Source organism: Mycoplana sp. ABR4_002, from assembly GCF_056159645.1.
This window is the reverse complement of sequence record NZ_JBSWVO010000001.1, coordinates 2,796,804-2,821,875: the sequence shown is the minus strand read 5'-3', so window position 1 is coordinate 2,821,875 and position 25,072 is coordinate 2,796,804. Positions and strand designations below refer to the sequence as shown.

The window sequence follows — 25,072 nt, the reverse complement described above, 5'->3', positions numbered from 1 at the left end:
CGGGGCTGTCAGCCCCAGGTGACGGCGAGGATCTCGTAGGCCTTGGAGCCGCCGGGGGCGTTGACCTCGATCGAATCGCCGACTTCCTTGCCGATCAGCGCGCGGGCGATCGGCGAGGAAATGGAGATGCGGCCGGCCTTCACGTCGGCTTCCTGGTCGCCGACGATCTGGTAGGTCTTCTCCTCCTCGGTGTCCTCGTCGACGAGTTTCACCTTGGCGCCGAACTTGATCTTGTCGCCCGACATCTTCGAAAGGTCGATTACCTCCGCACGCGCGACGAGATCCTCGAGTTCGCCGATCCGGCCCTCGTTGTGGCTCTGCGCTTCCTTGGCGGCGTGGTATTCGGCATTTTCCGACAGGTCGCCGTGCGAGCGCGCCTCGGAAATTGCTTCGATGATTCGCGGGCGCTCCTCCTGCTGGCGCCAGCGCAGTTCTTCCTGCAGCTTGACGAATCCGCCCTGCGTCATCGGTACCTTTTCGACCATTTTCATCTGTCCTTCCACTCGCGTTGTCCTGCATCCGGCAGGCGTGCACGCAAAATAAAACGGTTTCCGGGGCGCTAACCCCGGAACCCGCAGAACTGTTCGAACGGCGCTTATAGCAGAAAGCGCCGCTGAAAAGCCAGATTATTCGCGCGCGCCTGGAAGTTGCTCGCTGGCGTGGCCGGGCGAACTCCCTGAGCCGTGAGGAGCACGTGTTGACAGTGCGGCGAGCGGTGAAAATACTGTCGGCGCGCGGCACTCGATGCTGCCTTGCTGCCGGGGTGGAGGCGCATGCACCTGACATCGTTGCTGACCTTGGCGGCCATGATCGCCTTCGCCGCGAATTCGCTGCTGGCCCGAATGGCGCTCGGCTCGGGCTCGATCGACGCCGGCAGCTACACCACGATCCGCATGGTGGCCGGGGCGGTGTTTCTCTTCGCCCTGGTGCGGCCCTCGCTGTCCGCCAAGGGCGGTGGCCGGTTGCCGGGAACCTGGCCGGCGGCGGCCGCGCTCTTCACCTATGCGCTGGCGTTCTCGCTTGCCTATTTGCTGCTCGGCGCCGCGACCGGCGCACTCATCCTGTTTGCCGCGGTCCAGGCGACGATGCTGGCCTGGAGCATCTTCTCCGGCGTCCGCCCGAACCGGCTGGAACTGATCGGTCTCGCAGTCGCGCTGTCGGGCTTCATCTACCTGCTGCTTCCGGGCGTCGGGACACCCGATCCGCTGGGCAGCCTGCTGATGATCGCTGCCGGTGGTGCATGGGGGATCTACAGCCTGCTCGGGCGCGGCTCACGCAATCCGCTGCAGGAGACGGCCGGCAACTTCGTGCGGTCCGTCGCCTTCTGCGTGCCGGTCGCCGCCGTCGCCGCCGTCGACGGCCATGTCAGCCTGTCGGGGGCGGCGCTCGCGGCGACCTCCGGGGCGGTGGCTTCCGGCCTCGGCTACGCCGTCTGGTACCGGGCGCTGCCGAAGCTTCGCACCATCACAGCGGCAGTGGTGCAGCTGAGCGTGCCGGTGATCGCGGCCGCCGGTGCCATTGCACTGCTGGACGAGGCGCTGACCTTGCGCTTCGTCGCGGCCGCCGTTCTCACGCTCGGCGGCATCGCCGTTGCGGTCCTGGCCCGCGCCCGTCAGAAATAGCTCTGCAGGGGGTGAACCTCGAGCTGGCCTTCCTTGAGCGCCTTGATGGCCTCGGCGGCGGCGACGGCGCCGGCCAGAGTCGTGTAGTACGGCACCTTCTGCATCAGCGCGGCGCGGCGCAGCGACTTGGAGTCGGAGATCGCCTTCGACCCGTCCGTCGTGTTGATGACGAGTTGAACCTGGCGGTTGCGGATCGCGTCCTCGATGTGCGGCCGGCCTTCCTGCACCTTGTTGACCTTCGTCGCCTCGATGCCGTGCTCGGCGAGGAAGCGCGCCGTGCCCGAGGTCGCGAGCACCTGGAAGCCGATCGCCGTCAGCGTGCGCACCGCCGGCAGCACCCGTTCCTTGTCCTCGTCGCGGACGGAGACGAACACCGCACCGTCGCGCGGCAGGTCGACATTGGCGCCGAGCTGCGACTTGGCGAAAGCCAGCGGGAAGCTCCTGTCGAGACCCATCACCTCGCCGGTGGAGCGCATCTCCGGGCCGAGCAGCGTGTCGACGCCGGGGAAGCGGGCGAACGGGAACACCGCTTCCTTGACCGCAATGTGCTTCAGGTTGCGAGGATCCGGCTTGCGGCCGTAGGCCGCGATCGCCGCGTCGAGCTTCTCGCCGGCCATGACGCGGGCGGCGATCTTGGCGATCGGCGCGCCGATGGTCTTGGCGACGAAGGGCACCGTGCGCGAGGCACGCGGGTTCACCTCCAGCACGTAGATCGTGCCGTCCTTGATGGCGTACTGGACATTCATCAGGCCGCCGACGTTGAGCGCCTTGGCCAGTGCCTTGGTCTGGCGCTCCAGTTCGTCGACCATCTCGGAAGAAAGGGTCCGCACCGGCAACGAGCAGGCGGAGTCGCCGGAATGGATGCCGGCCTCCTCGATATGCTCCATGATGCCCGAGACGAAGACCTCATCGCCGTCACACAGCGCATCGACGTCGACCTCGACGGCGTTGGTCAGGTAGCTGTCGAACAGTAGCGGGTTCTTGCCGAGCAGCGTGTTGATCTGGCCGGTCTTGTCGTTCGGGTAGCGCTGCTTGATGTCCTCGGGCACCAGGCCCGGCACGGTGTCGAGCAGGTAGGTCTGCAGCATCGATTCCGAATGGATGATCTGCATGGCGCGGCCGCCGAGCACGTAGGACGGGCGGACAACCAGCGGGAAGCCGATCTCGGCGGCGACGAGGCGGGCCTGCTCGACCGAATAGGCGATGCCGTTGTTCGGCTGGGTCAGGTCGAGCTTCTGCAGGAGCTTCTGGAAGCGGTCGCGATCCTCGGCCAGGTCGATCGCGTCCGGCGCGGTGCCGAGGATCGGGATGCCGTTCTTCTCCAGCGCCTCGGCGAGCTTCAGCGGCGTCTGGCCACCGAACTGAACGATAACGCCGACGAGCGTGCCGTTGGTCTGCTCGGCCTTGAGGATTTCGATGACGTCCTCCGCGGTCAGCGGCTCGAAGTAGAGGCGGTCGGAGGTATCGTAGTCGGTCGAGACGGTTTCCGGGTTGCAATTGACCATGATCGCCTCGTAGCCGGCGTCCTTCAGCGCGAAGGCGGCATGGCAGCAGCAGTAGTCGAACTCGATGCCCTGGCCGATCCGGTTCGGGCCGCCGCCGAGGATGACGACCTTCTTGCGGTCGGAAATACCTGCCTCCGAGCGTGTCTGGCCGGCAAACGGCTGCTCGTAGGTCGAGTACATGTAGGCGGTCGGCGAGGCGAACTCGGCGGCGCAGGTGTCGATGCGCTTGAATACCGGCCGAACGTCGAGGCCGTTGCGCAGTTCCGCCACTTCCTTCGGCCGCTTGCCGGAGAGTGTGGCAAGGCGCGCGTCGGAAAAGCCCATCGCCTTCAGCATGCGCAGGTTCTGCGCATCGTTCGGCAGTCCGTGCTCGCGGATGCGCGCCTCCATGTCGACGATCGCCTTGAACTGGGCGATGAACCAGGGATCGATCCTGGAGGCCTCGTGCACCTCCTCGGCGGTGAAGCCCATGCGCAGCGCCTGCGCCACCATGCGCAACCGGTCGGGGGTGGGGGTGGAGATCGCCGCGCGCACGGCATTCTTGCCGTCGCCTTCGTCGAAGCCGGGGATCTCGATCTCGTCGAGACCGGTCAGGCCCGTCTCCAGGCCACGCAGCGCCTTCTGCAGCGATTCGGCGAAGGTGCGGCCGATCGCCATGACTTCGCCGACCGACTTCATCGCGGTCGTCAGCGTCGGCTCGGCGCCGGGGAATTTTTCGAAGGCGAAACGCGGAATCTTGGTGACGACGTAGTCGATCGACGGCTCGAACGACGCCGGGGTCGCGCCGCCGGTGATGTCGTTCTCCAATTCGTCGAGGGTGTAGCCGATGGCGAGCTTGGCGGCCACCTTGGCGATCGGGAAGCCGGTGGCCTTGGATGCCAGCGCCGAGGAGCGCGACACGCGCGGGTTCATCTCGATGACGACGAGGCGGCCGTTCTTCGGGTTGACGGCGAACTGCACGTTCGAGCCGCCGGTCTCGACCCCGATCTCGCGCAGCACCGCGATCGAGGCGTTGCGCATGATCTGGTATTCCTTGTCGGTCAGCGTCAGCGCCGGCGCCACCGTGATCGAGTCACCGGTGTGGACGCCCATCGGGTCGATGTTCTCGATCGAGCAGATGATGATGCAGTTGTCCGCCCTGTCGCGGACGACCTCCATCTCGTACTCCTTCCAGCCGAGCACGCTCTCCTCGATCAGGACCTCCGTCGTCGGCGAGGCGTCGAGGCCGCCGGAGACGATGTCGAAGAACTCGGAACGGTTGTAGGCGATGCCGCCGCCGGTGCCGCCGAGGGTGAAGGAGGGGCGGATGATGGCGGGCAGGCCGATTTCGTCGAGCGCGGTCGCGGCAATCGCCATGGCATGGCTCATGTAGCGCTGCTTGCGGTCCGTCTCGCCGAGGTTCCACTGATTTTCCAGCGCGTCCAGCGCCTTGTCGAGAGCGTCGCCGGACAGCTCGCCCTTGAGCTTGGTCCGTTCGGCCTCGTGGATCTTGCGGTCCGCGTCCTTGATCTCGGTCGCGTTCGCCAGCATCGAGCGCGGCGTCTCCAGCCCGATCTTCGCCATCGCCTCGCGGAACAGCGCGCGGTCCTCGGCCTTGTCGATCGCCTCCGGCTTGGCGCCGATCATCTCGACGTTGTAGCGGTCCAGCACGCCCATGCGCTTCAGCGACAGCGCCGTGTTCAGTGCCGTCTGGCCGCCCATGGTCGGAAGCAGCGCGTCCGGGCGTTCCTTGGCGATGATCTTGGCGACCACTTCCGGCGTGATCGGTTCGATGTAGGTCGCGTCGGCCAGGCCCGGATCGGTCATGATCGTCGCCGGGTTGGAGTTGACGAGGATGACCCGGTAGCCTTCCTCCTTGAGCGCCTTGCAGGCCTGCGTGCCGGAGTAGTCGAACTCGCACGCCTGCCCGATAACGATCGGCCCCGCGCCGATGATGAGGATCGATTTGATGTCGTGGCGCTTGGGCATGGCTCTATCCGTTTTCTGCCTGCGCGAAAAACCGGCCAGGGTGGGAGGGTCACCGGCCGGGGCGCGAAAGCTTGGTCTTTAAAGGCTAGAAGCGGCTTATAGGCAAATGCTGGCCCAAGCGAAACCCCGAAAATGTACCGGGGCGCAGAATCTACACTGTCTTTCGCCAGTGCCGCGCGAGAAGCTTTTCGGCATGTCGAGCGACCCGATCGGGAGGCAGGCCGTCCCCAATTGTGATCCCGCCCGATGTGGTTCCGCGCTGCCGGGACCGGTTCGGGGCGGACGGGATGGCGGTGTACGAGAAGCCATCGCCGCCGCCGATCCGGACGGCGCGGTCGGGGCCTATCTCTGCGGCGCGCCGGGCTCGTGCCGGTTGAGGCCGGCGAGGTGGTCGAGCGACAACCGTCCCGGTCCCCAGGCCATCACCCCCAGCGCCATTGCCGCCCAGGTCAGGTGGATCGGCCAGCCGTCCGGCACGGTCAACTGGATGACGATGGTCATCGCCAGCAGGCCGAGGGCGGCAGCCCGGGTGGCAAGCCCCAGCACCAGCAGGACGGGGAAGACAATCTCCGCCATGCCCGACAGGAAGGCGAAGGTGGCGGGCGACGGGAACGGGTAGGGACCGCCCGGAAGGTGCAGCTTGAACTCGGAGGAAAACAGCAGGATCGCGGTGTCGTTCAGTTGCAGGAAGCCGTCCCATTTATTGATTCCCGAGCGCCAGAAGGGCACCGCCAGCGCAAACCGCAGGGCGAACTGCGAGAGCGACGGCGGGGTCAGGTGGCCGATGATCGCAAGGGCGCGCCCGAGGCGCCCGGCGAGGCCGGCGTCGGCGGACCGTGCCGGCATGGGTTCAGATTGCATCTTGCGCTCCCTTCGTCGAAATTCCTGTGAATGCGCCGGCCTGGATCGTGCCGGCAATGGCGGCAGCCAGGTTGAAGTCGGGTTGGACGGCCAGTGCCCGTTCCACCGCGCGGCCGAGCGTGTCGCCGGAAAGCAGGCTTGCGAGCATGGCGGCGGCGCTGGCCGAGATCCGGCGCGCCTCCACGCTCAGGTCCGGACGGGTCACCAGCGTGCACTCCGGCTCCGCCGTCTCGATCCGCCCGACCGGTGCATCGCTGCGGTTGGCGGAAAAGATGCTGTAGGCCGGATGGTCCGAAACCAGCAGGCGGGTGGCAGGGTGGGTGCGGAAGCATAGTCCGTCCAGTTCCTCCGGTGCCACGTCGGACAGCGTTTCTCGCGCCAGCACCGGCTCGTCGGCGGCGTGGTAGGCGTCGAGCCAGGCCCGCTCGATGCGGGCGACGTCGGCGAGCCAGGGCATGGCGCGGGCGTATTCGTATCGGCCGATGAAGGCCGGGAAATCGTGGCCGTATTCAAATAGCAGCGGCGATGTCGGTGGCGTTTCGCGAATGTGGAACCGCGCCATGGCGCGGAAGAAGTCCGGCCCGGTGATCCGCCGTACGGCCGGAAACGTGGCCGCCAGCGCCTCGATCAGACTGACGGTGACATTGTTGCGATAGACGTTGAAGCGCGCCGTCGCCGGCCCGCCGCCGGGTGCGGCCACCGCCGCCGGGGCGGCCCGGTCCGGGGCGAGCAGGCAGGCGGCGAAGTGCTCGGCGTAGCCGGCGCGGTCGGGTGCCTTGTTGGCGTTGTCGCTAGACCGCCGCACGGCGCAGCCCTCCCTCGCCGGCGTGGCGGTCGAGGATCGCCTGGGCGGCCGCCGCTTCCCGCGTCAGCGTCGGCCAGTCGGGAATGTCGCTGTCCCATTCGACCAGGGTGGGGATCGGGCCGGTCCGGCCGATGACGAGGTCGTACAGTTTCCAGACGGCGTCGCAGACCGGACCGTCGTGGCTGTCGATCAGCAGCGGCTTGCCGTCGTCATCGCTTTGCTCCTTGTGGCCGGCCAGATGGATCTCGCCGACCCGGTCGAGCGGATAGTCGGCGAGATAGTCGAGCGCCGAGGTGCCGAGGTTGGTGGCCGAGACGAAGACGTTGTTGACGTCGAGCAGCAGGCCGCATCCCGTTCGCATCGCCAACGCGCGGATGAACTCGGTCTCCGCCATCGTCGATTCGGTGAAGACGAGGTAGCTGGACGGATTTTCCAGGAGGATCGGTCGCCCGATCGCCTCCTGCACCTCGTCGATGTGGTCGGCAACGTGTTGCAGCGTCTGCCCGGTGTAGGGCAGGGGCAGAAGGTCGTTGAAGTAGGTCGTCTCGTGCGTGGACCAGGCCAGATGCTCGGAAACGAGCGCCGGCTCATAGCGGTCGATCAGCGCCTTGAAGCGCGCCAGATGTGTCTTGTCCAGCGGGCGCGGCCCTCCGATCGACATGCAGACGCCGTGGACCGACAGAGGGTAGTCCTCGCGGATACGGGCGAGCACCCTGTGCGGCGGCCCACCCGGCCCCATGTAGTTTTCGGCATGGACCTCGAAGAAGCCGTGCCGGTGCTCCTGCAGCATGATGGCGGCCAGGTGCTCGGGCTTGAAACTCGTCCCCGCCTGACCGTCGGCAAGATAACGCGGAAAGCGAAGGGCCTCATGCCCGATGGCGCGATCGTTTGGTCCCAACATGACTTCCTCCGCTTTCCGCGCGCCCACTATTAGGATGGAATATCGCGGTCGAGGGCCTCCATCGAGCCCTTGCGGCCGTCGGGCAGCTCCATGGTGGTGCAGGTGCCGCCGTCGACGAACTTCCAGGCGTTGCCCTGATAGTCGACGGTCGAGGTGCCCTGGCAGGTCGTGCCGGGGCCAGCCGCGCAGTCATTCTGCCCAGCCATCGCCACGCCGAAGCACTTTTCCTTGCCGGCATCCATGGCGGCCTTCGCCTCGGTCTCGGACAACGGCGCGGCGAACGCCATGGATGAGAGCGCCGATGCGACGGCGGTGGCCAGCACCGCGGTGCCTACTGCTGAACGTGTTCTCATGTCGTCTTCTCCAGAACGGTTTTCGAAGTGCGTCACTGCGCACATGGTCTTTTTCGCCGGTGGCAGCCTTGCGTTACACTTCCCGTGAACACGACTTCGTGATTACTGTTGGCGGCGCGAGACAAATACCTTGCGCGGCCTGTAACGGATGGCCGCTTGCGGGCGAACAGACAGGAGAAGCGTCTTGGACAGGAGGGAGGACCGCAGTCTCGAGCGATTGCTCGTTGCGGCGATCGCGGGCGACGAGCGCGCCTACTTCGACTTCCTCGAGGCTGTGGCGAAGCTCGTGCGCGGCTGGCTCAGGCGCAAGGCGGTGCAGGGCGGGCTGGATGTGGAGGATGTCGTGCAGGAGACCCTGCTGGCCATCCACCTGAAACGGCATACCTGGCGCAGTGCGGAACCGGTCCGACCCTGGATCTTCGCCATCGCCAACCACAAGCTGATCGACGCGTTCCGCCGGCAGGGACGCCAGCCGATCGCCGACAGTCCGGCGCTGGAAGAGGTCGAGGCGAACCAGCCGGAGGTCTTGCAGAGCTGGGAGATCGACCGGGCGCTGAACTTGTTGACTCCGGGGCAGCGATCGGTGGTCACGGCGATCTCGATCGAGGGCAGCTCGATCCAGGAGACCGCGCGGGACCTGGGAATGAACGAAACGGCCGTGCGGGTCGCCCTGCATCGTGGTTTGACGGCGATCGCCAGGCGTTTCGGAAGGACGTAAGGATGGAAACGAGCGAACTGATCAAGGCACTTGCGGCGGACACGCGGCGAACCGGGCTGCCGATGAAGGAGGCCTGGCTCGTGGCGTTGGCGGTTGCGGTGCTGGCGGCGGCGACCCTGTTCTTCGTCCTTCTCGGGCCGCGCGCCGACGCTGCGGCCTCGCTCCAGAGCGCGCGCTTCACCTTCAAGTTCGTCTTCACCATCGCGCTGGCCGTCGCCGCGCTGCGCCTTGGTGCGGCCATCGCCCGGCCGGGCAGCAGCCTGCGCCCCGCCGTGATCGGATTGCTTGCCGTTGCCGCCCTGCTGGGACTCTCGGTCCTGTTCGAGCTGGCCGCGACGCCGGCCGACAGCTGGACCGCCCGGGCCATCGGCACCAACAGCATGGTGTGCCTGACCTTCGTCCCGTTGATGGGACTGGCGCCGCTAGCCGCCCTGCTCGTGGCGATGCGCCACGGCGCGCCGTCCCATCCGACCGCGTGCGGCGCGATCGCGGGGGTTCTGGCCGGCGGGATCTCGGCTGCGTTCTATGCCGCCCATTGCCCGGATGATTCACCTCTGTTCGTGGCCGTCTGGTATCCGCTGGCCATCGCCATACTGGCGAGCGTGGGCGCGGTGGCCGGTCGCCTCGTGCTGCGGTGGTGAGGCCGCGACGGCGCGGGGCGCGCAACTCGGATTGAAACCGCCTTGTCCTGACCTATAACTATTGCCGAGGAACGAAATCGCCCTTCGGGCGTTCCAGCCGCACAATCGAGGGAACGATCATGGAGTGGAAGGGCCGCCGTCAATCCAGCAATGTCGAGGATCAGCGCGGCCGCGGCGGGCTCGGCAGCAGCCCATTCGGCCGCGGCGGTGGCTTGCGCATCCCGATGGGCGGCGGGCGGCGTGCCGGTGGAGGGCTGAGCTTCGGCACGATCCTGTTCCTCGTCGCGCTCTATTTCATCTTCCGGGCGATGGGCATCGACCTGCTCCAAGGCTTCGGCGGCAGCGGCGGCCAGGTCAATCTGCCGGGCTTCGAGCAGACCGAAAGCGCCAGCCGGGCGAACTCGCCGAGGCAGGAGGAGACCAAGCAATTCATGGCGACGGTGCTCGCCGAGACCGAGGATGTCTGGAACGGCATTTTCCAGGCGAGCGGCGTGCAGTACGACGAGCCGAAACTCGTGCTGTTCTCCAATTCGATCAGTTCGGCCTGCGGCTTCGCTTCGGCTGCGACCGGACCATTCTATTGCCCCGGCGACCGCAAGGTCTATCTCGACATGGGTTTCTTCGACGAGCTGGCGAGCCGTTTCGACGCCGCCGGCGACTTCGCCCAGGCCTATGTCGTCGCCCATGAGGTCGGCCATCACGTGCAGAACCTGACCGGCGTGCTGCCGAAATTCAATCGTGCCCGTCAGCAGATGAGCGAGGCCGAGGCCAATCAGATGTCGATCCGGGTCGAACTGCAGGCCGACTGCTATGCCGGCATCTGGGGCAAGTACACCGAACAGAAGGGCCTGCTGGAGACCGGCGACCTGCAGGAAGCGCTGAACGCCGCCGTGCAGATCGGCGACGATGCGATCCAGAAGCGCATGCAGGGCTACGTCGTGCCGGAGAGCTTCAACCACGGCACTTCGGAGCAGCGCATGCGCTGGTTCAAGCGCGGCTTCGATAGTGGCCGGGTGCAGGACTGCGATACCTTCAGCGTCGACAATCCGTGATCCCGCAAGCGGGGGAAGGAGCGGCGGGGACACCGCCGCTGCCTGTGTTGCCGGCGGCAGCCGAGCCGACGCCGGCGCTTGTCGCGAGAGCCGCTTTCGCTCAGTGCCGGCGCTCGCTGTCCATGTGCGCCAACTGCGCCTCGGGGTAGCGGGCGCCGGCGGCGGCGTCCTTCGGCACGGCCCGTTCGATCGCGGCGAGATCGGCGGGCGAGAGCGAGAGTTCGATCGCGCCGAGCGCCTCCGCCAGCCGGTCGCGCCGCCGCGCCCCGATCAGGGGGACGATGTCCTGTCCCTGCGCCGCCACCCAGGCGATCGCCACTTGCGCCACCGTCGCGCCCGTCGACTGCGCGATCTGCCGCAGCGCGTCCACCAGTTCGAGGTTGCGCTCGACGTTGCCGTCCTGAAAGCGGGGGCTGTGGGTGCGGAAATCGCCGGCGCCGGTCGAGCCTTTCTGCCAGTGGCCGCTGATCAGCCCGCGCGACAGCACGCCATAGGCGGTGACGCCGATGCCGAGATCGCGGCAGGCGGGCAGGATCTCGTCCTCGATGCCGCGCGAGATCAACGAGTACTCGATCTGCAGGTCCGCGATCGGATGGACCGCGGCCGCGCGGCGGATCGTCTCCACGCCGACCTCGGACAGGCCGATGTGGCGCACGTAGCCCGCCTTGACGAGCTCCGCGATCGTGCCGACCGTGTCCTCGATCGGCACCGCCGGATCGAGGCGCGACGGCCGGTAGATGTCGATGTGGTCGACGCCGAGCCGCTGCAGCGAGTAGGCGACGAAGTTGCGGATGGCGGCGGGGCGGGAGTCATAGCCGCTCCATCCGCCGGCGGGGTCGCGCAGAGCGCCGAACTTGACGCTGATGACCGCCTGTTCGCGTTTGCCGCCCTTCAGCGCCTCGCCGATCAGCATCTCGTTGTGGCCCATGCCGTAGAAGTCGCCGGTGTCGATCAGCGTGACGCCGGCGTCGAGGGCGGCATGGATCGTGGCGATGCCTTCGGCGCGGTCCGACGGGCCATACATGCCCGACATGCCCATGCAGCCAAGGCCAAGTGCGGAGACTTCGGGACCGGTCTTTCCAAGTCGGTGGCGCTGCATCTGTTTTCTCCTTTTCTCAGCTCCGCCGAACCTCGCCCGGCGTTGTCGGACTGTTTTACGGCAGGTGCCTTTGTGCGATAATCCACTCTTCGTTGAACGGGTTGTACGGAAATTAGCACAATGAACGATTTGCCGCTTGGCGATCTCGATGCTTTTACCGCGGTCGCGCGCGAGCGCAGCTTCCGCGCCGCCGCCCGCCGGCGCGGCGTGTCGCCCTCCGCACTCAGCGCCGCGCTGCGGCGGCTCGAGGAACGGCTGGGGGTGCGCCTGCTCAACCGCACGACGCGCAGCGTCACGCCCACCGAGGCCGGGCTGCGGCTGATGGAGCGCCTCGCGCCGGCGCTGGGCGAGATCTCGTCGGCACTGGACCAGCTGGAGAGTTCGCGCGACAGTCCTGCGGGAACCCTGCGGCTGAACGTGCCGACGATCATCGCCCGCACGGTGTTGCCGGACATCGCGGCCCGCTTCCTCGCGGCCCATCCCAAGATCACGCTTGAAGTCGTCGCCGAGGACAGCTTCATCGACGTGCTCGCCGCCGGCTACGATGCCGGCGTCCGCTACGACGAACGACTCGAGCGCGACATGATCGCGATCCCGATCGGGCCGCGGCGCCAGCGCTACGTCACCGCGGCCGCGCCCGCCTATATCGAGCGCCACGGTGTTCCGGCGCGGCCGGAGGAGTTGCTTGAGCACAGCTGCATCCGCCACCGCTTCGTCAGCGGCCATGCGCATGGCTGGGAGTTCGAGGGCGAGGGCAGGGAGGTGACGATCAGCCCATCCGGGCCGATCGTCGCCAACTCGCTCGACCTCGAGCTTGCCGCCGCGGTCGCCGGCCTCGGCATCATCCATACCTTCGAGGAGCCGCTGCTGGCGGCGCTTGAGACCGGCGCGCTGGTTCGTATCCTAGCCGACTGGTCGCCGGCGTTCTCCGGACCGTTCCTCTACTATGCCGGGCGCAGGCACATGCCGGCCCCGCTGCGGGCTTTCGTCGACTTCGTCAAGCGCGACCGGCGCGGGGCGGGCTGAACGGACCGCAATCCATCAATTCTTGAGGTCGTGGCATCACGAAAATTGCGATGTTCACGCATTGTTTCGCCACCCGTTCTGGAATATGAGAGCCTGTCGAAGTTTCGCGCCGTCACGCGCGGAGGGTCCCGATGAGCGATGGAAGAGACGTGCGCCGGGGCCTTGCCCTTGTCTTCATGATCATGTTTCTCGACGTGATCGGCATCGCCATCATCATGCCGGTGCTGCCCAGCTACCTGAAGGAATTGACCGGGGACGACATCAGTGCTGCGGCCGTCGACGGCGGTTGGCTGCTGCTTGTCTACTCGGCCATGCAGTTCCTGTTCGCGCCGCTGGTCGGCAACCTGTCCGACCGGTTCGGGCGCCGGCCGGTGCTGTTGATCTCGGTCTTCACCTTTGCGGTCGACAACCTGATCTGCGCGCTGGCCACGAGTTTCTGGATGCTGTTCGTCGGCAGGGTGCTCGCCGGCATCAGCGGCGCGAGCTACGGAACCGCCGCCGCCTACATCGCCGACGTTAGCACCGACGAGACGCGGGCGAAGAACTTCGGCCTGATCGGCATCGCCTTCGGCACCGGCTTTGCGCTCGGGCCGGTGATCGGCGGCGTGCTCGGCGAGTTCGGCCCGCGCGTTCCCTTCTATGGCGCGGCCCTGCTGGCCGGCCTCAACTTCGCGGTGGCGTGGGTGCTGTTGCCCGAAAGCCTTGGCGTGCAGCATCGCCGCCGCTTCGAGATCGCCCGGTCCAACCCGCTCGGCGCGCTGAGGCAGATGCGCAACTATCCCGGCATCCTGTGGGTGCTGCTCGTCTTCTTCTGCTACTGGCTGGCCCATGCGGTCTATCCGGCCGTCTGGTCCTTCGTCAGCGCCTATCGCTACGGCTGGTCGGAGGGGCAGATCGGCCTGTCGCTCGGCGTCTATGGCGTCATGGCGGCGCTCGTGATGGGCTTCGTCCTGCCGCGCGTGGTGCCGGTGCTCGGCGAGTGGCGGACCGCGGCGCTCGGTCTTTCCTTTGCCGCGCTCGGGCTTGCGGGCTACGCCGCCGCCTGGCAGGGCTGGATGGTCTATGTGGTGATCGTGCTCACGGCCATCGAAGGTCTCGCCGACCCGCCGTTGCGCTCGATCGCCTCCGCCAGGGTGCCGCCTTCGGCGCAAGGGGAACTCCAGGGCGCGCTGTCGAGCCTGTCCAGCCTCACCACCATCGTCGGACCGCTGATCTTCGCGCAGATGTTCGGGCACTTCACCGGTCCGGCCGCGCCGGTAACGTTCGCGGGCGCCCCCTATGGTCTCGCCGCCGCCATTCTCTTGATCGGCGTCGGCGTGTTCGTGTTGCGGGTCCGTGTCCGGGCGGGGGCGGGCGCGGTCGCGGCGGAGGCGGCAACCTGAGGCATCGTTGGTCCGAGCAGGCCCGAAAAGCGCGGTCCTGTTCGTCTTTTTCCAATTTTTGCGGGCAAGTCGGGGCATATCCGGCCGCGGCAACGCCTTTTTGATGATTGGATCAATTCTATTCGATTGATCGCGGCGCGCCGATGTGGTCGGCAGACGTCCGAAAGGTAGCAGGACCATGCACATGACCGCGATGCGCGCAAACAACAGCTGGGCGTCCCACATCAGGGCGACGCTGGCCCTCGGCATCCCGCTGATCGGCGCTCAGCTCGCCCAGCTCGGCATCCACACGACCGATGTCGTCATCCTCGGCCAGCTCGGGGCTGCGCACCTGGCGGCGATCGTGCTGGCCGGCCAGTTCTTCTTCACCATCTTCATCTTCGGCTCGGGCTTCGCAACCGCGGTGATCCCGATGGTGGCGCAGGCCTATGGCCGGGGCGACGTGGTTTCGGTGCGCCGTTCTGTGCGCATGGGCATCTGGGTGGTGCTGCTCTACTCGCTGCTGACGATCCCGGTGTTTGTCCAGGCCGAGCAGATCCTGTTGCTGGCGGGCCAGACGCCGGAGGTCGCCGCCCTCGCGAACGAATACCTGTCGGTCGCCCACTGGGGACTACCGCCGGCGCTGCTGTTCATGGCGTTGCGCGGCCTCGTCAGCGCGCATGGCCGGGCCGGGGTGATCCTGGCGATCACCTTGGTCATCCTCGTCGTCAACGCCTTCTTCGCCTATGCGCTGGTGCTTGGCCGCTTCGGCCTGCCGGCGCTCGGCATCCGCGGCGCCGGCATCGTTTCCTTCGGCGTGAACGTGCTGTCGTTCGTCCTGATCGTCGCCTATGTGCAGAGCCGGCCCGAACTGCGTCGCTACGAGCTGTTTGTCCGCTTCTGGCGCGCCGACTGGCCGGCCTTCTTCGAGGTGCTGCACCTCGGCGTGCCGATCAGCCTGACGGTGCTTGCCGAAGTCAGCCTGTTCACCGTCGCCTCGCTGCTGATGGGATCAATCGGCACGATCGAGCTGGCTGCCCACGGCATTGCGCTGCAGCTCGCCTCGATCGCCTTCATGTTTCCCTACGGCCTGGCGCAGGCGGCGACCGTGCGCGTCGGCGTCGCGCATGGCCGCGGTGACTACCAGGGCGTCGTGCGCGCCTCGTTGACCGTGGCGGCGGTGGCCACGGCGATTGCGGTGACGGGCGGCCTGCTTTTCGCGGCAATGCCGACCCGCCTTGCCGGCATCTTCCTCGACCGCCGCTCGGCCGAAGCCGCCGAGGTCCTCGCCTATGCCGGCCCGCTGGTGGTGATCGCCGGCATCTTCCAACTGGTCGACGGGCTGCAGGCGATTGCCGCCGGCCTCCTGCGCGGGCTGAAGGACACGCGCGTGCCGATGATCATGGCGCTGATCGCCTATTGGCCGATCGGCTTCGGCTGCGCCTGGGGGCTGGGCTTTCCGCTCGGCCTCGGCGGCATCGGCGTCTGGCTCGGCTTTCTGTTCGGGCTTGCCGCCGCCGCCGTCATGCTGTGCTGGCGCTACTACGTGCTGCTTCGGCGGGAGGGAAGGCCTGATCCCGGGCTCAAACTCGACGAGCGCTATTCCGCGACGGGCTGATAAAGCCCGATGTCGGCGCGGATGCCGAGCCGCGCCATTGCTTCGGCCGGGTTGAAGCCGGCCGCGCGATGCGCCTCGGCGACGGCGGCCTTGGCGTTCTCGATCGCCTTCGGGTCCGACCATCGCGCGATGGTAACGATGTTGAATGCGCCGGGCCCCGCCGTCTGCTCCAGCACCGTGTGCTCGAGAAAACCGCGTTGTCTGCGCAGGACCGCGTCGGTGCTGCGGACGTATCTCAGGAACTCCGCGCGCACCGCGCCGGGCACCACGAATTTGTCCACGCGATAGATCGTGCCGTCCATGTCTCTCTCCGTCTCCCGGTCGTTGGTCTGGCGCCTGCGTAGCACCTCAACCTAACTCGAGGTCAAGCGGCCCGAATCCGTCGCCGGATTTCGGCGGGGTCGGCGTTTCCTCTGGCGGCTTGGGCTGGTAGCATGCGGCCGCGGCCGCCGGGGATTGCCTGCCCGATTGCGCCCACGCTGAACGGACCATGCCAAAGCCGGGGGACGTCAATGCGAGAAACGAACACGGCCTGTCTTGCTGCCGCGCTTCTCTTGGGGCTTTCCGGGTGCTCGGAAACCTCCTCCGGAGGAAGCACCGCTGCGCCAGCTGCCTCCCTGCGAACGGGCAGCGCGGCGGACGAGAGCGCCTGCGAGGTCGCCGTGCGTCGCGAGACGAACAATCCCGACGTCGTCATCCTCGACTCCGATTTCTCGCAGGCCGCTACCGAGGTCATACTCGGTGTGGGGCCGCAGCGCGCCAGGTGGCGCTGTCTGGTGTCGGGCGGGCGGGTCAGCGATGTGACCTCGCTGACAGACGAGGGCGCCCTCTAGGCACCAAACCCCAGTGAACCGCAGGAGAAGCGATGATGCCGTTCATTCCCATGCCCAGGATCATCTTTCTGGCCGCAAGCCTCTGGACACCGTCGCTTCCGACCCAGGCCCAGACGGTCTCCGAGGTGCATTTCCAGAAGGGCCACAGTTCGACGGATGTCAGCGGCTCGGTTACCGGACATCAGTATGCCGACTACATACTCGGCGCCAACGGCGGCCAGACCATGCGAGTCTCTATGGAGATTGGCAGCACCAACGGCAATGGGACCGCCTACTTCAATATCCTTCCCCCCGGCAGCGACGGCATGGCGATCTTCACCGGTTCGATGGAGACCGAGAGGCGCGCGGAGGTACGGCTTCCCGAGAGTGGTGACTACACCGTGCGCGTCTATCTCATGGGAAACGACAGGGACACGGACAAGTCCGTCGAGTTCACTCTGAAGGTCGCCGTCACCGGCAAGGCACAAGACCACCAGGCCGCCGGCGGCAACGAAGCATCCATGCTCGATTCCTGCCGTTCCTATGCGTCCGGCCACCTGCGCATTCCGGCCGGTATCATCAATGTCACGTACGAAGGAAGACGGACGGACGGCACCCATGCGGTGAACGGCGATTCCGAGACAGAGCCGCCGTTGACCTTCCAGTGCTCGTTCGCTCCCGATGGCCAGCGCATCGCCCAGTTTACGCTGAACGCGCCGGCGGGGTGCCCGGTGGACGTATCTGAGGCGGATCGTTACCGGTATCCCGACTGCACCTGATGTGGAGGTCTGCATGACGAAGGCGAGGCATGCCCGGCGGTCGGGTTGCCTTTTCGGCATCGCCGCCATGCTGCTGTGGCCGGCCTTGGATGCGGGGGCGACGACGGGGCCGGGATGCCTGGTCGTTGTCAATGTCTCGGCCGGCGATGCGCTGAACCTTCGCCGCCATCCTTCCGCGTCGGCGACGATTGTCGATACGCTTGTGCCGGGGCGGCACGGAGTCCTTCACCTGGACGCGCCGTGCGAGCCGCCTTCTGTGGCCTGGGGCCGGCGCTGGTGCCCGGTCACGCATTACGGCGGCGACCGGGTCACGCGGGGCTGGGTCAAGGCCCGTTTCGTGCGCGACAGCGAGTGCCCGTAAGGTCCGGACGGTCAGGCTCGCTCGGGAATCGCTTCCTCACCCTTGCGCTCGCGCACGAGGTTGATGAAGCGGCGGAAAAGATAGTGGCTGTCCTGGGGACCCGGCGAAGCCTCCGGGTGATGCTGCACCGAGAACACCGGCTTGCCGACGATCCGCAGGCCGCAGTTCGTGCCGTCGAACAGCGACACGTGCGTCTCTTCCACACCTTCCGGCAGCGAGTCGGAGGCCACCGCGAAGCCATGGTTCATCGAGACGATCTCGACCTTGCCGGTGGTATGGTCCTTGACCGGATGGTTCGCGCCGTGATGGCCCTGGTGCATTTTCTCGGTCCTGGCGCCGACGGCGAGGCCGAGCATCTGATGGCCGAGGCAGATGCCGAACATGGGGATGCCGGTGCGGATCAGGTCGCGGATCACCGGCACGGCGTATTCGCCGGTCGCCGCCGGGTCGCCCGGGCCGTTGGACAGGAAGACGCCGTCCGGCTTCTGCGCCAGCACCTGTTCGGTGCCCGAGGTCGCGGGCATGACGGTGACCTTGCAGCCGAGCCCGGCGAACAGGCGCAGAATGTTGCGCTTCACGCCGAAGTCGAGCGCGACGATATGGTGCGTCTCTGCGCCCTCTGAGAGGGCGTCGTAGCCCTCGTTCCACACCCAGGGGGCCTCACTCCAGCGCGAGGACTGGCCGGACGAGGCGGACTTGGCGAGGTCGAGGCCCTCCAGGCCGCTCCAGGCCTTGGCTTCGGCCTTCAGCGCCTCGATGTCGAAAACGCCTGCGGGATCGTGGGCGATGACCGCGTTCGGAGCACCGTGCTCGCGGATCCAGGCGGTCAGCGCGCGCGTGTCGATGCCGCAGAGGCCGATGATGCCGCGCGCCTTCAGCCACTGGTCGAGGTGCCGGGCGGCGCGGTAGTTGGAAGGATCGGTGATGTCGGCCTTGAAGATCACGCCGACGGCACCGTGGCGGGCGGCTGGCGTCAGATCCTCGATGTCCTCGTCGTTGGTGCCGACATTGCCGATGTGGGGGAAGGTGAAGGTGACGATCTGGCCGAGGTAGGATGGGTCGGTCAGGATTTCCTCGTAGCCGGTCAGCGCGGTGTTGAAGCAGACCTCGGCCTGAACCTTGCCGGTGGCGCCGATGCCCTTGCCTTCGATCACGGTGCCGTCGGCGAGGACGAGCAGGGCGGTCGGCTTCTCGGTGGTCCAGGGGGCGGTCGAGGTCATGGTCATCCCTTTTCCGGCGCGCCGACCGGCTCGCCTTGAAGTGCGCCGGGTCAACCGCCATTTAATGTCGCGAACATGGGCGCGCGGAAGTTCCGCGGTGATGCCACCACATGCAAATTTCGTGCAGGTGCCGGAAAATAGACAAAGCACTCCCCGCGGTCAATCGCTCCCTGTGAATTGATTGGAAATATAAATCCAGTCAATTCAAAGTGTTAGGCAATCGATTTGATTGTTTCGACATTGCTGGTCTATGAGAGCCCACGAACAAGAAGACAAACAGGATCGAAATGCGCCCCGCCAGGACCGGCTGCGGGCCGCTCGGTCCGGCGGAGATATATGATGCGCGAGCAACTCGCAGAATGCCTCAAGAATGCGCTTAAGGCCAAGGACATGCGCCGCATTTCGACGGTGCGCCTGATCCAGGCCGCGATCAAGGACCGGGACATCGCCAACCGCGGCGCCGGCAAGGATCCTGTCGACGACGACGGCATCAAGCAGATCCTGGCGAAAATGATCAAGCAGCGCGAAGAATCGGCGCGCATCTACGACGAGAACGGCCGTCCCGAGCTTGCGGCGAAGGAGCGCGAGGAAATCACCGTGATCAACGGCTTCCTGCCGGAGCAGCTCTCGGAGGAGAAGGTCAAGGAACTGTGCGCGAAAGTGGTCAGCGAGACCGGAGCGCACGGCCTGCGCGACATGGGCAAGTGCATGAACGCGCTGAAGGAACTCTATCCGGGGCAGATGGACTTCGCCAAGGCGTCCGGCGTGGTCAAGGATCTGCTGAAGTAACCGCCGGACGGCTTCCGGCCGCCATGGCCGCGCGGGGAGCCTGCCATGCGCATCGTTCTGACATTCGCACTGGTTGCCCTTGCGGGAACGGCGGCGGCGCATGACGCGCCGAGCGGCTGGCGGTACGACCCGCTCTGTTGCAACGGCGACTCACACCAGGGCGACTGCCAGGCGATCGCCGCTTCGACGGTAAAGGCCGTCGAGGGCGGCTACGTCGTGACGCTGGCGCCGGGCGACCATCGGCTCGCCACCCGGCGCCACGTCTTTTTCCTGTCGAAGTGGCTCACGCGGCGCTCGCAGGATGGCGAGTATCACCTCTGCCTCTTCCCCAACGAAGATACGCCCTGGTGCTTCTATGCCCCCGACATGGGGTTCTGACGGAGCCCGACGGCGCCCGGTTGCGCGCCGATCGCCTCGTGATAGGCGGTATCCACCAGGGCGTGCTTGTCGGCCTGGTATTGCCAGTACTGCTGCAGGAGCCGGCGGGAAATCCACATCGGGCTCTCGCCGCGCTTGCCGCACCAGCCGATATCGCCGGCCTCGGCGGCCTTGCCGAACAGGCGCGCCACGTGGGTGCGCGAGATCGCGAAGCGGCGCGCCACCTCGCTGATTGACAGCGTGCCGGTCAGCAGACGGTCGCCCTCAAGGCCGGAGCCGTCCTCGCCCGGCTCGATCGAGGCGATCAGCAGGTCCAGGATCAGCCCGCCGAAGTTGGCCCAGGTGAAGAGATCGAAGGTCGGCCCCTGGTGGCGGACGCCGGGCGCGTCGAGCACGCGGGCGGCGATGCAGGGCTGGATGCGGTACAGAAGCGAGGGATCGGCGCGATAGACGTCGGCGCGGTTGCCGCCGTCGATGCCGTCGATGCCGGCCAGATGCAGTTCCAGCCATTGCGACATCGCCTGGTCGGGCAGCTCGGTGGGGATCAGCGGCTTCCGGCGGCGGTCCTCGTGCCCCTCGGCGACGCGCACGAGCCCGTTGGCGAGCAGTTCCTGGATGAACTGCGCGGCGGTGTTCTTGCTGGCCACGTTCTTTTCGGTCATCAGGCTGATGAAGCGCGCGGTGTAGAAGCTGCCGGCGGGGTCCTCCGGATCGCGCGTGCAGGCAAGCGCAAACGCCGCATGGCTCATCAGCCAGCGCTGCTGCGAGGAGAACAAGCCGGCGAGGGGCGGGTTGTCGTCGAAAATGTCCAGTAGGACCTGGGCGCCGTGCCGGAATGTGAGGAAAAAACGGAGATCGTTGGCAAGGGCGCGTGGGTCGATCGGCATGTCGGTCCTTCTGCGGTCGGGGCCCTGGATACATCCCCCGAGCGCAACGCCACTGTCAATTTAGCTGGTGATCACATTCGCGTTGGTCGTATGCAATTGTCATCGCCGGGCCAACGACGAGATCGATGTTGTGGCGTTCCGCCGTTCCAACCATTATAGAGCCCAGTTCGCCGGTCGGCGGCGACGGAGACGATACCTCACATGCGCTTTTCCCCATCCTTCCTGGACGAGATCCGCGATCGCGTGCCGATATCGGCCGTGATCGGCCGCCGTGTCACCTGGGACCGGAAAAAGACGAACGTCTCGCGCGGCGACTACTGGGCGTGCTGCCCGTTTCATGGCGAAAAGTCGCCGAGCTTCCACTGCGAGGACCGCAAGGGCCGATATCATTGCTTTGGCTGCGGCGTCTCGGGTGACCATTTCCGCTTCGTGACGGAGCTGGAAGGGCTGAGCTTTCCAGAGGCCGTGCAGCAGATGGCGGACATGGCCGGCCTTGCCATGCCCCAGCCCGACGCCCAGGCCGAACGCCGGGAGCGGGAGCGGACCTCGCTACTCGACGTCATGGAGATGGCGACCCTCTATTTCCAGGAACAGCTGCAGTCGGCAGCCGGTGCCCGGGCCCGCGCCTACCTGCGCGACCGCGGCCTGAGCGGCCGCACCATCGAAACCTTCAGGCTCGGCTATGCGACCGAGGGCCGCAACGCGCTGAAGGAGCATCTGGCCGGGAAGGGCGTGCCGAAGGAGCAGATCGAAGCCTGCGGCCTGGTCGTGCACGGACCGGAGATCCCGGTCTCCTATGACCGCTTCCGGGACCGCATCATGTTTCCGATCCTGTCGTCGCGGGAAAGGGTGATCGCCTTTGGCGGACGGGCGATGTCGCCGGACGCGCCGGCGAAGTACGTCAATTCCAACGAGACCGAATTGTTCCACAAGGGCCAGGTGCTCTACAACTTCGCCCGCGCGCGCAAGGCGGCGCAGGGGGCCGGGCGCGGCGCCAACGGCGAGGAGAGCGCCGCCGGCACGATCATCGCCGTCGAGGGCTACATGGACGTGATCGCCTTGCACCAGGCAGGCATCGAGAACGCGGTCGCCCCGCTCGGCACGGCGCTGACCGAGAACCAGCTCGAGCTGTTGTGGAAAATGACGCCGCAGCCGATCCTCTGCTTCGATGGCGACGGTGCCGGCATTCGCGCGGCCAACCGCGCCGCGGAACTGGCGCTGCCATATATCAAGCCCGGCCGAACGGTCCGCTTCGCGCTCCTGCCCGACGGCAAGGACCCGGACGATCTGGTCCGCCACGAGGGGCGCGCGCCGTTCGACAAGGTGCTGGCGAGCGCCCGGCCGCTGGCGGAGATGATCTGGAACCGCGAGGCCGGCGGCGGCAGCTACGACACGCCGGAAAGCCGCGCGGAGCTCGAGGCACGGCTCCGGCAACTGGTTGCGGTGATCGCCGACGAAAACGTCCGGCGGCACTACCAGCAGGACATGCGCGACCGGCTCAACGCGTTCTTCCAGCCGGCCACGCGGCAAGGCGGGGACCGGCGCGGCTTCGGCGGACGGCAGGCCCGCGCTCCCGGCGGGCGGGCGGGCGGCGGCCAGACGGCCGTTCCCAACGCGATTTCCCAGGGGCTGGCGCGATCGACGCTGGTGCGGGGCGCGCAGGAACTGCCGGCCCTGCGCGAGACCGCCCTGGCGCTGACCATCGTCAACCACCCGCAGATCCTGTTCGAGGAGTATGACGAGGTGGCGGCGATCGAGTTCGACAATCGCGACCTGCAGCGCTTCTGGTCCGCGGTGCTGGGGATTGCCGCTGCGATGGGCGACCGGCTGGCGCGTGACCGGCTGCTCGAGGAGCTGGAGGCCGCCGACTTCGCCGCGATGCTGAAGGCGATGGACCAGCAGGTGCGCAATGCCCGCCTCTGGACCGCCACCGAGGAGGCGGCGGCGGCGGATGCGCGCGAGAGCTACCTGCAGGCGCTGGCGCTGCACAAGCGCACGCGCGCGCTCCTGTGGCAGCGGCGCGAACTGGAGCGGGAACTCGCCGAGGCCACCGAAGAGGGCGACGGCGAGCGTGTCCAGCAGATCCTGCGCGCGCTGCAGGAGGTGCAGATGGAAACGAAGCGGCTGGAGAACCAGGAGGCGATCATCGACGGGTTCGGCGTGATGTCCGGCCGTGTGAAAGGGCCGGCGAAGGGGTAGGGCGGCAGCGAATATCTTGCATCGCGCCGCCCGCCGGAATGCGGCTGGCGCGAGCGAACCGGCATCCACCGGCCGGCTTGCATCCTTCGGGCAGATGCCGATGATGCCCGCACGATTCCCGAAAGAGACCGATGACGCCATCCGAAAGACCCGCGCCCTATTCGACTGAACAGCCATTCGCCGGCGGCCGCGCACCGCTTGACGTGCTCAAGCGCGTCTATGGCTACGATGCCTTTCGCGGCAAGCAGCAGGCGGTGGTCGAGCACGTGGCGGCGGGCGGCGACGCGGTCGTGCTGTTTCCCACCGGGGCGGGCAAGTCGCTCTGCTTTCAGATCCCGGCGCTCTGCCGCGACGGCGTCGGCATCGTCGTCTCGCCGCTGATCGCGCTGATGCGCGACCAGGTGGAGGCGCTGAAGCAGCTCGGCGTACGCGCCGCGGCGCTGAACTCATCGCTTTCGCGGGAGGAGGCGGTCGCGGTCATGCGCGCGGTCCGCTCGAACGAGCTCGACCTGCTCTATGTGACGCCCGAGCGCATCGTCACCGATGGCTTCGCCGACCTGATCGCCCAGGCGCGCATTGCGCTCTTCGCCATCGACGAGGCCCATTGCGTCTCGCAATGGGGCCATGATTTCCGACCCGAATACCGGGCGCTGGACTGCCTCGCGGAGCGCTATCCCGGGGTGCCGCGGGTCGCGTTGACGGCGACCGCCGACCCGCATACCCGCGACGACATCATCGCGCGGCTGGCGCTGAACACGGCGAAGGTCTTCACCACCTCGTTCGACCGGCCGAACATCGCCTACGATATCGTCGAGCGCGACCAGCCGCGCCAGCAGCTGCTGCGCTTCCTGTCGCGCCACAAGGGCGCGAGCGGGATCGTCTACTGCCTGTCGCGGGCCAAGGTGGAAGACACGGCCGAGTGGCTGGAAAAGCAGGGGATCAGGGCGCTGCCCTATCACGCCGGGCTGGAGCGGGCGGTGCGCGACGCGCATCAGGATGCCTTCCTGAAGGAGGAGAACCTCTGCCTCGTCGCCACCGTCGCCTTCGGCATGGGCATTGACAAGCCGGACGTGCGCTACGTCGCTCATCTCGACCTGCCGGGGTCGGTAGAGGCCTATTACCAGGAAACCGGACGGGCGGGGCGCGACGGCCTGCCGTCCGAGGTGTGGATGGCGTACGGGATGGCCGACGTGATGCAGCGCCGGCGCATGATCGACGAGGGCGAGGCGGCCGAGGAAATCAAGCGGGTCGAGCGCGCCAAGCTGAACGCGCTGCTTGCCATCTGCGAGACCGCCGCCTGCCGCCGGCAGGCGATCCTGGCCCATTTCGGCGAGACCCATCCCGGCGGGTGCGGCAATTGCGATACCTGCAGAAGCCCGGTCGAGACCTGGGACGGGACCGAGGCCGCGATCACGGCACTTGCCGCCGTCTACCGCACCGGCGAGCGCTTCGGCACCGGCCACGTCATCGACGTGCTGTTGGGGACGGTCAACGAAAAGACCGAGCGGTTCGGGCATGTCGACATGCCGGTCTTCGGCGCCGGGAAGGACATTCCCGGCCGCACCTGGCAATCGGTCTTCCGCCAGCTTCTCGCCGCCGGGCTGGTGCGCATCGACCACGGCGCCTACGGCGCGATGAAGCTGGAACCGGAGGCCCGCTCGGTCTTTCGTCGCGAGCGGCAGGTGCGCTTCCGCAAGGATCGCCCGGCCGCCGGCAAGGGTGCCAGGGGACAAAGGACGGCGAGCGCGCGCGAGCGCTCCGCGCTGGCCGGGTCCGACCTCGAGCTGTTCGAGCGGCTGCGTGCCGAGCGTCTCTCCATCGCCCGAGACCTCGACGTGCCGCCCTATGTCGTCTTCCCCGACGCCACGCTGATCGCACTGGCGAAGGAACGGCCGGGCGACTGGGAGGAACTGCTCGACATCCAAGGCATCGGCCAGAGCAAGCGCGAGCGGTTCGGCAAGGCGTTCCTGGCCGTGATCGAGGCCTTTGCCGAAGGATGACGCGGTTTGATCCGCCGGCACTGGCGGGATCTTCGGGAGAAGATCCTGCCGCGCTCTTTCCCGGCTGCATGTCAACGATCGGCATGATAGAAGGCAGCCACAAAATCTCCGGGAGCC

General features: G+C 67.1%; 24 protein-coding genes. 14 read left to right on the top strand and 10 right to left on the bottom strand.

Features of this window, described 5'->3' with window-relative positions; genetic code table 11:
- Positions 1-8 precede the first annotated feature (8 nt).
- Positions 9-485: a transcription elongation factor GreA gene (gene greA / locus ACXAGF_RS13490; RefSeq protein WP_475019290.1), complete on the bottom strand. Its 477-nt coding sequence runs from the start codon at positions 483-485 to the stop codon at positions 9-11.
- 288 nt (positions 486-773) lie between these two features.
- On the opposite strand from greA, the gene ACXAGF_RS13485 reads away from it, so the two are divergent.
- The gene (locus ACXAGF_RS13485; RefSeq protein WP_475017797.1) at positions 774-1,622 is read left to right on the top strand and encodes a DMT family transporter; all 849 of its coding nucleotides are present in this window, start codon (positions 774-776) and stop codon (positions 1,620-1,622) included.
- Here ACXAGF_RS13485 and carB read toward each other — a convergent pair.
- From carB to ACXAGF_RS13460, 5 genes are all read right to left on the bottom strand, one after another.
- The gene (carB, locus tag ACXAGF_RS13480; RefSeq protein ID WP_475017794.1) at positions 1,613-5,095 is read right to left on the bottom strand and encodes a carbamoyl-phosphate synthase large subunit; all 3,483 of its coding nucleotides are present in this window, start codon (positions 5,093-5,095) and stop codon (positions 1,613-1,615) included. The two genes, ACXAGF_RS13485 and carB, sit on opposite strands and share 10 nt — an antisense overlap.
- Positions 5,096-5,437: 342 nt before the next feature.
- The gene (locus tag ACXAGF_RS13475) at positions 5,438-5,956 is read right to left on the bottom strand and encodes a DoxX family protein (protein ID WP_475017792.1); all 519 of its coding nucleotides are present in this window, start codon (positions 5,954-5,956) and stop codon (positions 5,438-5,440) included.
- Positions 5,946-6,761 carry an HvfC/BufC family peptide modification chaperone gene (locus ACXAGF_RS13470; RefSeq protein WP_475017790.1) on the bottom strand — a complete coding sequence of 272 codons (816 nt, stop codon included), beginning with the start codon at positions 6,759-6,761 and terminating at the stop codon, positions 5,946-5,948. The genes ACXAGF_RS13475 and ACXAGF_RS13470 overlap by 11 nt, the downstream gene beginning before the upstream one ends.
- Positions 6,748-7,662, bottom strand: coding sequence for an MNIO family bufferin maturase (bufB, locus tag ACXAGF_RS13465; RefSeq protein WP_475017788.1), 915 nt, complete (start codon positions 7,660-7,662; stop codon positions 6,748-6,750). Before bufB ends, ACXAGF_RS13470 begins: the two co-directional genes overlap by 14 nt.
- Positions 7,663-7,691: 29 nt before the next feature.
- Positions 7,692-8,015 carry a BufA1 family periplasmic bufferin-type metallophore gene (locus ACXAGF_RS13460; protein WP_475017786.1) on the bottom strand — a complete coding sequence of 108 codons (324 nt, stop codon included), beginning with the start codon at positions 8,013-8,015 and terminating at the stop codon, positions 7,692-7,694.
- A gap of 184 nt (positions 8,016-8,199) precedes the next feature.
- On the opposite strand from ACXAGF_RS13460, the gene ACXAGF_RS13455 reads away from it, so the two are divergent.
- From ACXAGF_RS13455 to ypfJ, 3 genes are all read left to right on the top strand, one after another.
- Positions 8,200-8,733, top strand: coding sequence for a sigma-70 family RNA polymerase sigma factor (locus tag ACXAGF_RS13455; protein WP_475017784.1), 534 nt, complete (start codon positions 8,200-8,202; stop codon positions 8,731-8,733).
- 2 nt (positions 8,734-8,735) lie between these two features.
- Complete coding sequence (locus ACXAGF_RS13450) at positions 8,736-9,374, top strand: NrsF family protein (protein ID WP_475017782.1); 639 nt, start codon at positions 8,736-8,738, stop codon at positions 9,372-9,374.
- Between the two features lie 119 nt (positions 9,375-9,493).
- Positions 9,494-10,426 carry a KPN_02809 family neutral zinc metallopeptidase gene (gene ypfJ, locus ACXAGF_RS13445; RefSeq protein ID WP_475017780.1) on the top strand — a complete coding sequence of 311 codons (933 nt, stop codon included), beginning with the start codon at positions 9,494-9,496 and terminating at the stop codon, positions 10,424-10,426.
- 100 nt (positions 10,427-10,526) lie between these two features.
- Here ypfJ and ACXAGF_RS13440 read toward each other — a convergent pair whose 3' ends face one another.
- On the bottom strand, positions 10,527-11,525 hold the full coding sequence (locus ACXAGF_RS13440) for an aldo/keto reductase (protein WP_475017778.1): 999 nt from the start codon (positions 11,523-11,525) through the stop codon (positions 10,527-10,529).
- Between the two features lie 120 nt (positions 11,526-11,645).
- On the opposite strand from ACXAGF_RS13440, the gene ACXAGF_RS13435 reads away from it, so the two are divergent.
- The 3 genes from ACXAGF_RS13435 (at position 11,646) to ACXAGF_RS13425 (ending at position 15,530) form a co-directional block, all read left to right on the top strand.
- Positions 11,646-12,551: a LysR substrate-binding domain-containing protein gene (locus ACXAGF_RS13435; protein ID WP_475017776.1), complete on the top strand. Its 906-nt coding sequence runs from the start codon at positions 11,646-11,648 to the stop codon at positions 12,549-12,551.
- A gap of 131 nt (positions 12,552-12,682) precedes the next feature.
- Positions 12,683-13,933, top strand: a complete 1,251-nt coding sequence (locus ACXAGF_RS13430; protein WP_475017774.1) for a TCR/Tet family MFS transporter — start codon at positions 12,683-12,685, stop codon at positions 13,931-13,933.
- Between the two features lie 184 nt (positions 13,934-14,117).
- Positions 14,118-15,530 (top strand): MATE family efflux transporter, encoded by a 1,413-nt coding sequence (locus tag ACXAGF_RS13425; RefSeq protein ID WP_475017772.1) that lies wholly within the window; start codon positions 14,118-14,120, stop codon positions 15,528-15,530.
- On the opposite strand, the gene ACXAGF_RS13420 is transcribed toward ACXAGF_RS13425, so the two are convergent.
- Positions 15,512-15,832: an antibiotic biosynthesis monooxygenase gene (locus tag ACXAGF_RS13420; protein WP_475017770.1), complete on the bottom strand. Its 321-nt coding sequence runs from the start codon at positions 15,830-15,832 to the stop codon at positions 15,512-15,514. The genes ACXAGF_RS13425 and ACXAGF_RS13420 overlap by 19 nt on opposite strands.
- A gap of 210 nt (positions 15,833-16,042) precedes the next feature.
- On the opposite strand from ACXAGF_RS13420, the gene ACXAGF_RS13415 reads away from it, so the two are divergent.
- The 3 genes from ACXAGF_RS13415 to ACXAGF_RS13405 are packed head-to-tail and all read left to right on the top strand — an operon-like array spanning position 16,043 to position 17,482.
- Positions 16,043-16,363: a hypothetical protein gene (locus ACXAGF_RS13415; RefSeq protein WP_475017768.1), complete on the top strand. Its 321-nt coding sequence runs from the start codon at positions 16,043-16,045 to the stop codon at positions 16,361-16,363.
- A gap of 35 nt (positions 16,364-16,398) precedes the next feature.
- Positions 16,399-17,121: a hypothetical protein gene (locus ACXAGF_RS13410; RefSeq protein ID WP_475017766.1), complete on the top strand. Its 723-nt coding sequence runs from the start codon at positions 16,399-16,401 to the stop codon at positions 17,119-17,121.
- A gap of 13 nt (positions 17,122-17,134) precedes the next feature.
- Positions 17,135-17,482, top strand: coding sequence for an SH3 domain-containing protein (locus ACXAGF_RS13405; protein WP_475017764.1), 348 nt, complete (start codon positions 17,135-17,137; stop codon positions 17,480-17,482).
- Between the two features lie 11 nt (positions 17,483-17,493).
- On the opposite strand, the gene carA is transcribed toward ACXAGF_RS13405, so the two are convergent.
- Positions 17,494-18,702, bottom strand: coding sequence for a glutamine-hydrolyzing carbamoyl-phosphate synthase small subunit (gene carA / locus ACXAGF_RS13400; RefSeq protein ID WP_475019289.1), 1,209 nt, complete (start codon positions 18,700-18,702; stop codon positions 17,494-17,496).
- 339 nt (positions 18,703-19,041) lie between these two features.
- Here carA and ACXAGF_RS13395 point away from each other — a divergent pair, with 339 nt between their 5' ends.
- Together ACXAGF_RS13395 and ACXAGF_RS13390 are read left to right on the top strand one after the other, a co-directional pair.
- A complete protein-coding gene (locus tag ACXAGF_RS13395) occupies positions 19,042-19,491 on the top strand; it encodes a GatB/YqeY domain-containing protein (protein ID WP_475017762.1) in 450 nt (149 codons plus the stop codon).
- 45 nt (positions 19,492-19,536) lie between these two features.
- On the top strand, positions 19,537-19,869 hold the full coding sequence (locus ACXAGF_RS13390; RefSeq protein WP_475017760.1) for a hypothetical protein: 333 nt from the start codon (positions 19,537-19,539) through the stop codon (positions 19,867-19,869).
- Here the strand turns inward: ACXAGF_RS13390 and ACXAGF_RS13385 are convergent.
- Positions 19,845-20,756 carry a hypothetical protein gene (locus ACXAGF_RS13385; RefSeq protein WP_475017758.1) on the bottom strand — a complete coding sequence of 304 codons (912 nt, stop codon included), beginning with the start codon at positions 20,754-20,756 and terminating at the stop codon, positions 19,845-19,847. The genes ACXAGF_RS13390 and ACXAGF_RS13385 overlap by 25 nt on opposite strands.
- Before the next feature lie 201 nt (positions 20,757-20,957).
- Between ACXAGF_RS13385 and dnaG the strand changes: the two genes are divergently transcribed.
- Positions 20,958-22,955, top strand: a complete 1,998-nt coding sequence (dnaG, locus tag ACXAGF_RS13380) for a DNA primase (RefSeq protein ID WP_475017757.1) — start codon at positions 20,958-20,960, stop codon at positions 22,953-22,955.
- Positions 22,956-23,086: 131 nt separating this feature from the next.
- Positions 23,087-24,955, top strand: a complete 1,869-nt coding sequence (gene recQ, locus ACXAGF_RS13375) for a DNA helicase RecQ (RefSeq protein ID WP_475017755.1) — start codon at positions 23,087-23,089, stop codon at positions 24,953-24,955.
- Positions 24,956-25,072 lie beyond the last annotated feature (117 nt).

Coding starts and splice junctions, on each gene's coding strand:
- ACXAGF_RS13390 (WP_475017760.1), top strand. CDS start 19,537: ATGCGCATCGTTCTGACATTCGCACTGGTTGCCCTTGCGGGAACGGCG.
- ypfJ (WP_475017780.1), top strand. CDS start 9,494: ATGGAGTGGAAGGGCCGCCGTCAATCCAGCAATGTCGAGGATCAGCGC.
- ACXAGF_RS13485 (WP_475017797.1), top strand. CDS start 774: ATGCACCTGACATCGTTGCTGACCTTGGCGGCCATGATCGCCTTCGCC.
- ACXAGF_RS13460 (WP_475017786.1), bottom strand. CDS start 8,015: ATGAGAACACGTTCAGCAGTAGGCACCGCGGTGCTGGCCACCGCCGTC.
- ACXAGF_RS13385 (WP_475017758.1), bottom strand. CDS start 20,756: ATGCCGATCGACCCACGCGCCCTTGCCAACGATCTCCGTTTTTTCCTC.
- ACXAGF_RS13475 (WP_475017792.1), bottom strand. CDS start 5,956: ATGCAATCTGAACCCATGCCGGCACGGTCCGCCGACGCCGGCCTCGCC.
- greA (WP_475019290.1), bottom strand. CDS start 485: ATGGTCGAAAAGGTACCGATGACGCAGGGCGGATTCGTCAAGCTGCAG.
- ACXAGF_RS13435 (WP_475017776.1), top strand. CDS start 11,646: ATGAACGATTTGCCGCTTGGCGATCTCGATGCTTTTACCGCGGTCGCG.
- ACXAGF_RS13440 (WP_475017778.1), bottom strand. CDS start 11,525: ATGCAGCGCCACCGACTTGGAAAGACCGGTCCCGAAGTCTCCGCACTT.
- ACXAGF_RS13420 (WP_475017770.1), bottom strand. CDS start 15,832: ATGGACGGCACGATCTATCGCGTGGACAAATTCGTGGTGCCCGGCGCG.
- ACXAGF_RS13415 (WP_475017768.1), top strand. CDS start 16,043: ATGCGAGAAACGAACACGGCCTGTCTTGCTGCCGCGCTTCTCTTGGGG.
- ACXAGF_RS13395 (WP_475017762.1), top strand. CDS start 19,042: ATGCGCGAGCAACTCGCAGAATGCCTCAAGAATGCGCTTAAGGCCAAG.
- carA (WP_475019289.1), bottom strand. CDS start 18,702: ATGACCTCGACCGCCCCCTGGACCACCGAGAAGCCGACCGCCCTGCTC.
- ACXAGF_RS13405 (WP_475017764.1), top strand. CDS start 17,135: ATGACGAAGGCGAGGCATGCCCGGCGGTCGGGTTGCCTTTTCGGCATC.
- bufB (WP_475017788.1), bottom strand. CDS start 7,662: ATGTTGGGACCAAACGATCGCGCCATCGGGCATGAGGCCCTTCGCTTT.
- carB (WP_475017794.1), bottom strand. CDS start 5,095: ATGCCCAAGCGCCACGACATCAAATCGATCCTCATCATCGGCGCGGGG.
- ACXAGF_RS13425 (WP_475017772.1), top strand. CDS start 14,118: ATGACCGCGATGCGCGCAAACAACAGCTGGGCGTCCCACATCAGGGCG.
- recQ (WP_475017755.1), top strand. CDS start 23,087: ATGACGCCATCCGAAAGACCCGCGCCCTATTCGACTGAACAGCCATTC.
- ACXAGF_RS13450 (WP_475017782.1), top strand. CDS start 8,736: ATGGAAACGAGCGAACTGATCAAGGCACTTGCGGCGGACACGCGGCGA.
- ACXAGF_RS13410 (WP_475017766.1), top strand. CDS start 16,399: ATGCCGTTCATTCCCATGCCCAGGATCATCTTTCTGGCCGCAAGCCTC.
- dnaG (WP_475017757.1), top strand. CDS start 20,958: ATGCGCTTTTCCCCATCCTTCCTGGACGAGATCCGCGATCGCGTGCCG.
- ACXAGF_RS13430 (WP_475017774.1), top strand. CDS start 12,683: ATGAGCGATGGAAGAGACGTGCGCCGGGGCCTTGCCCTTGTCTTCATG.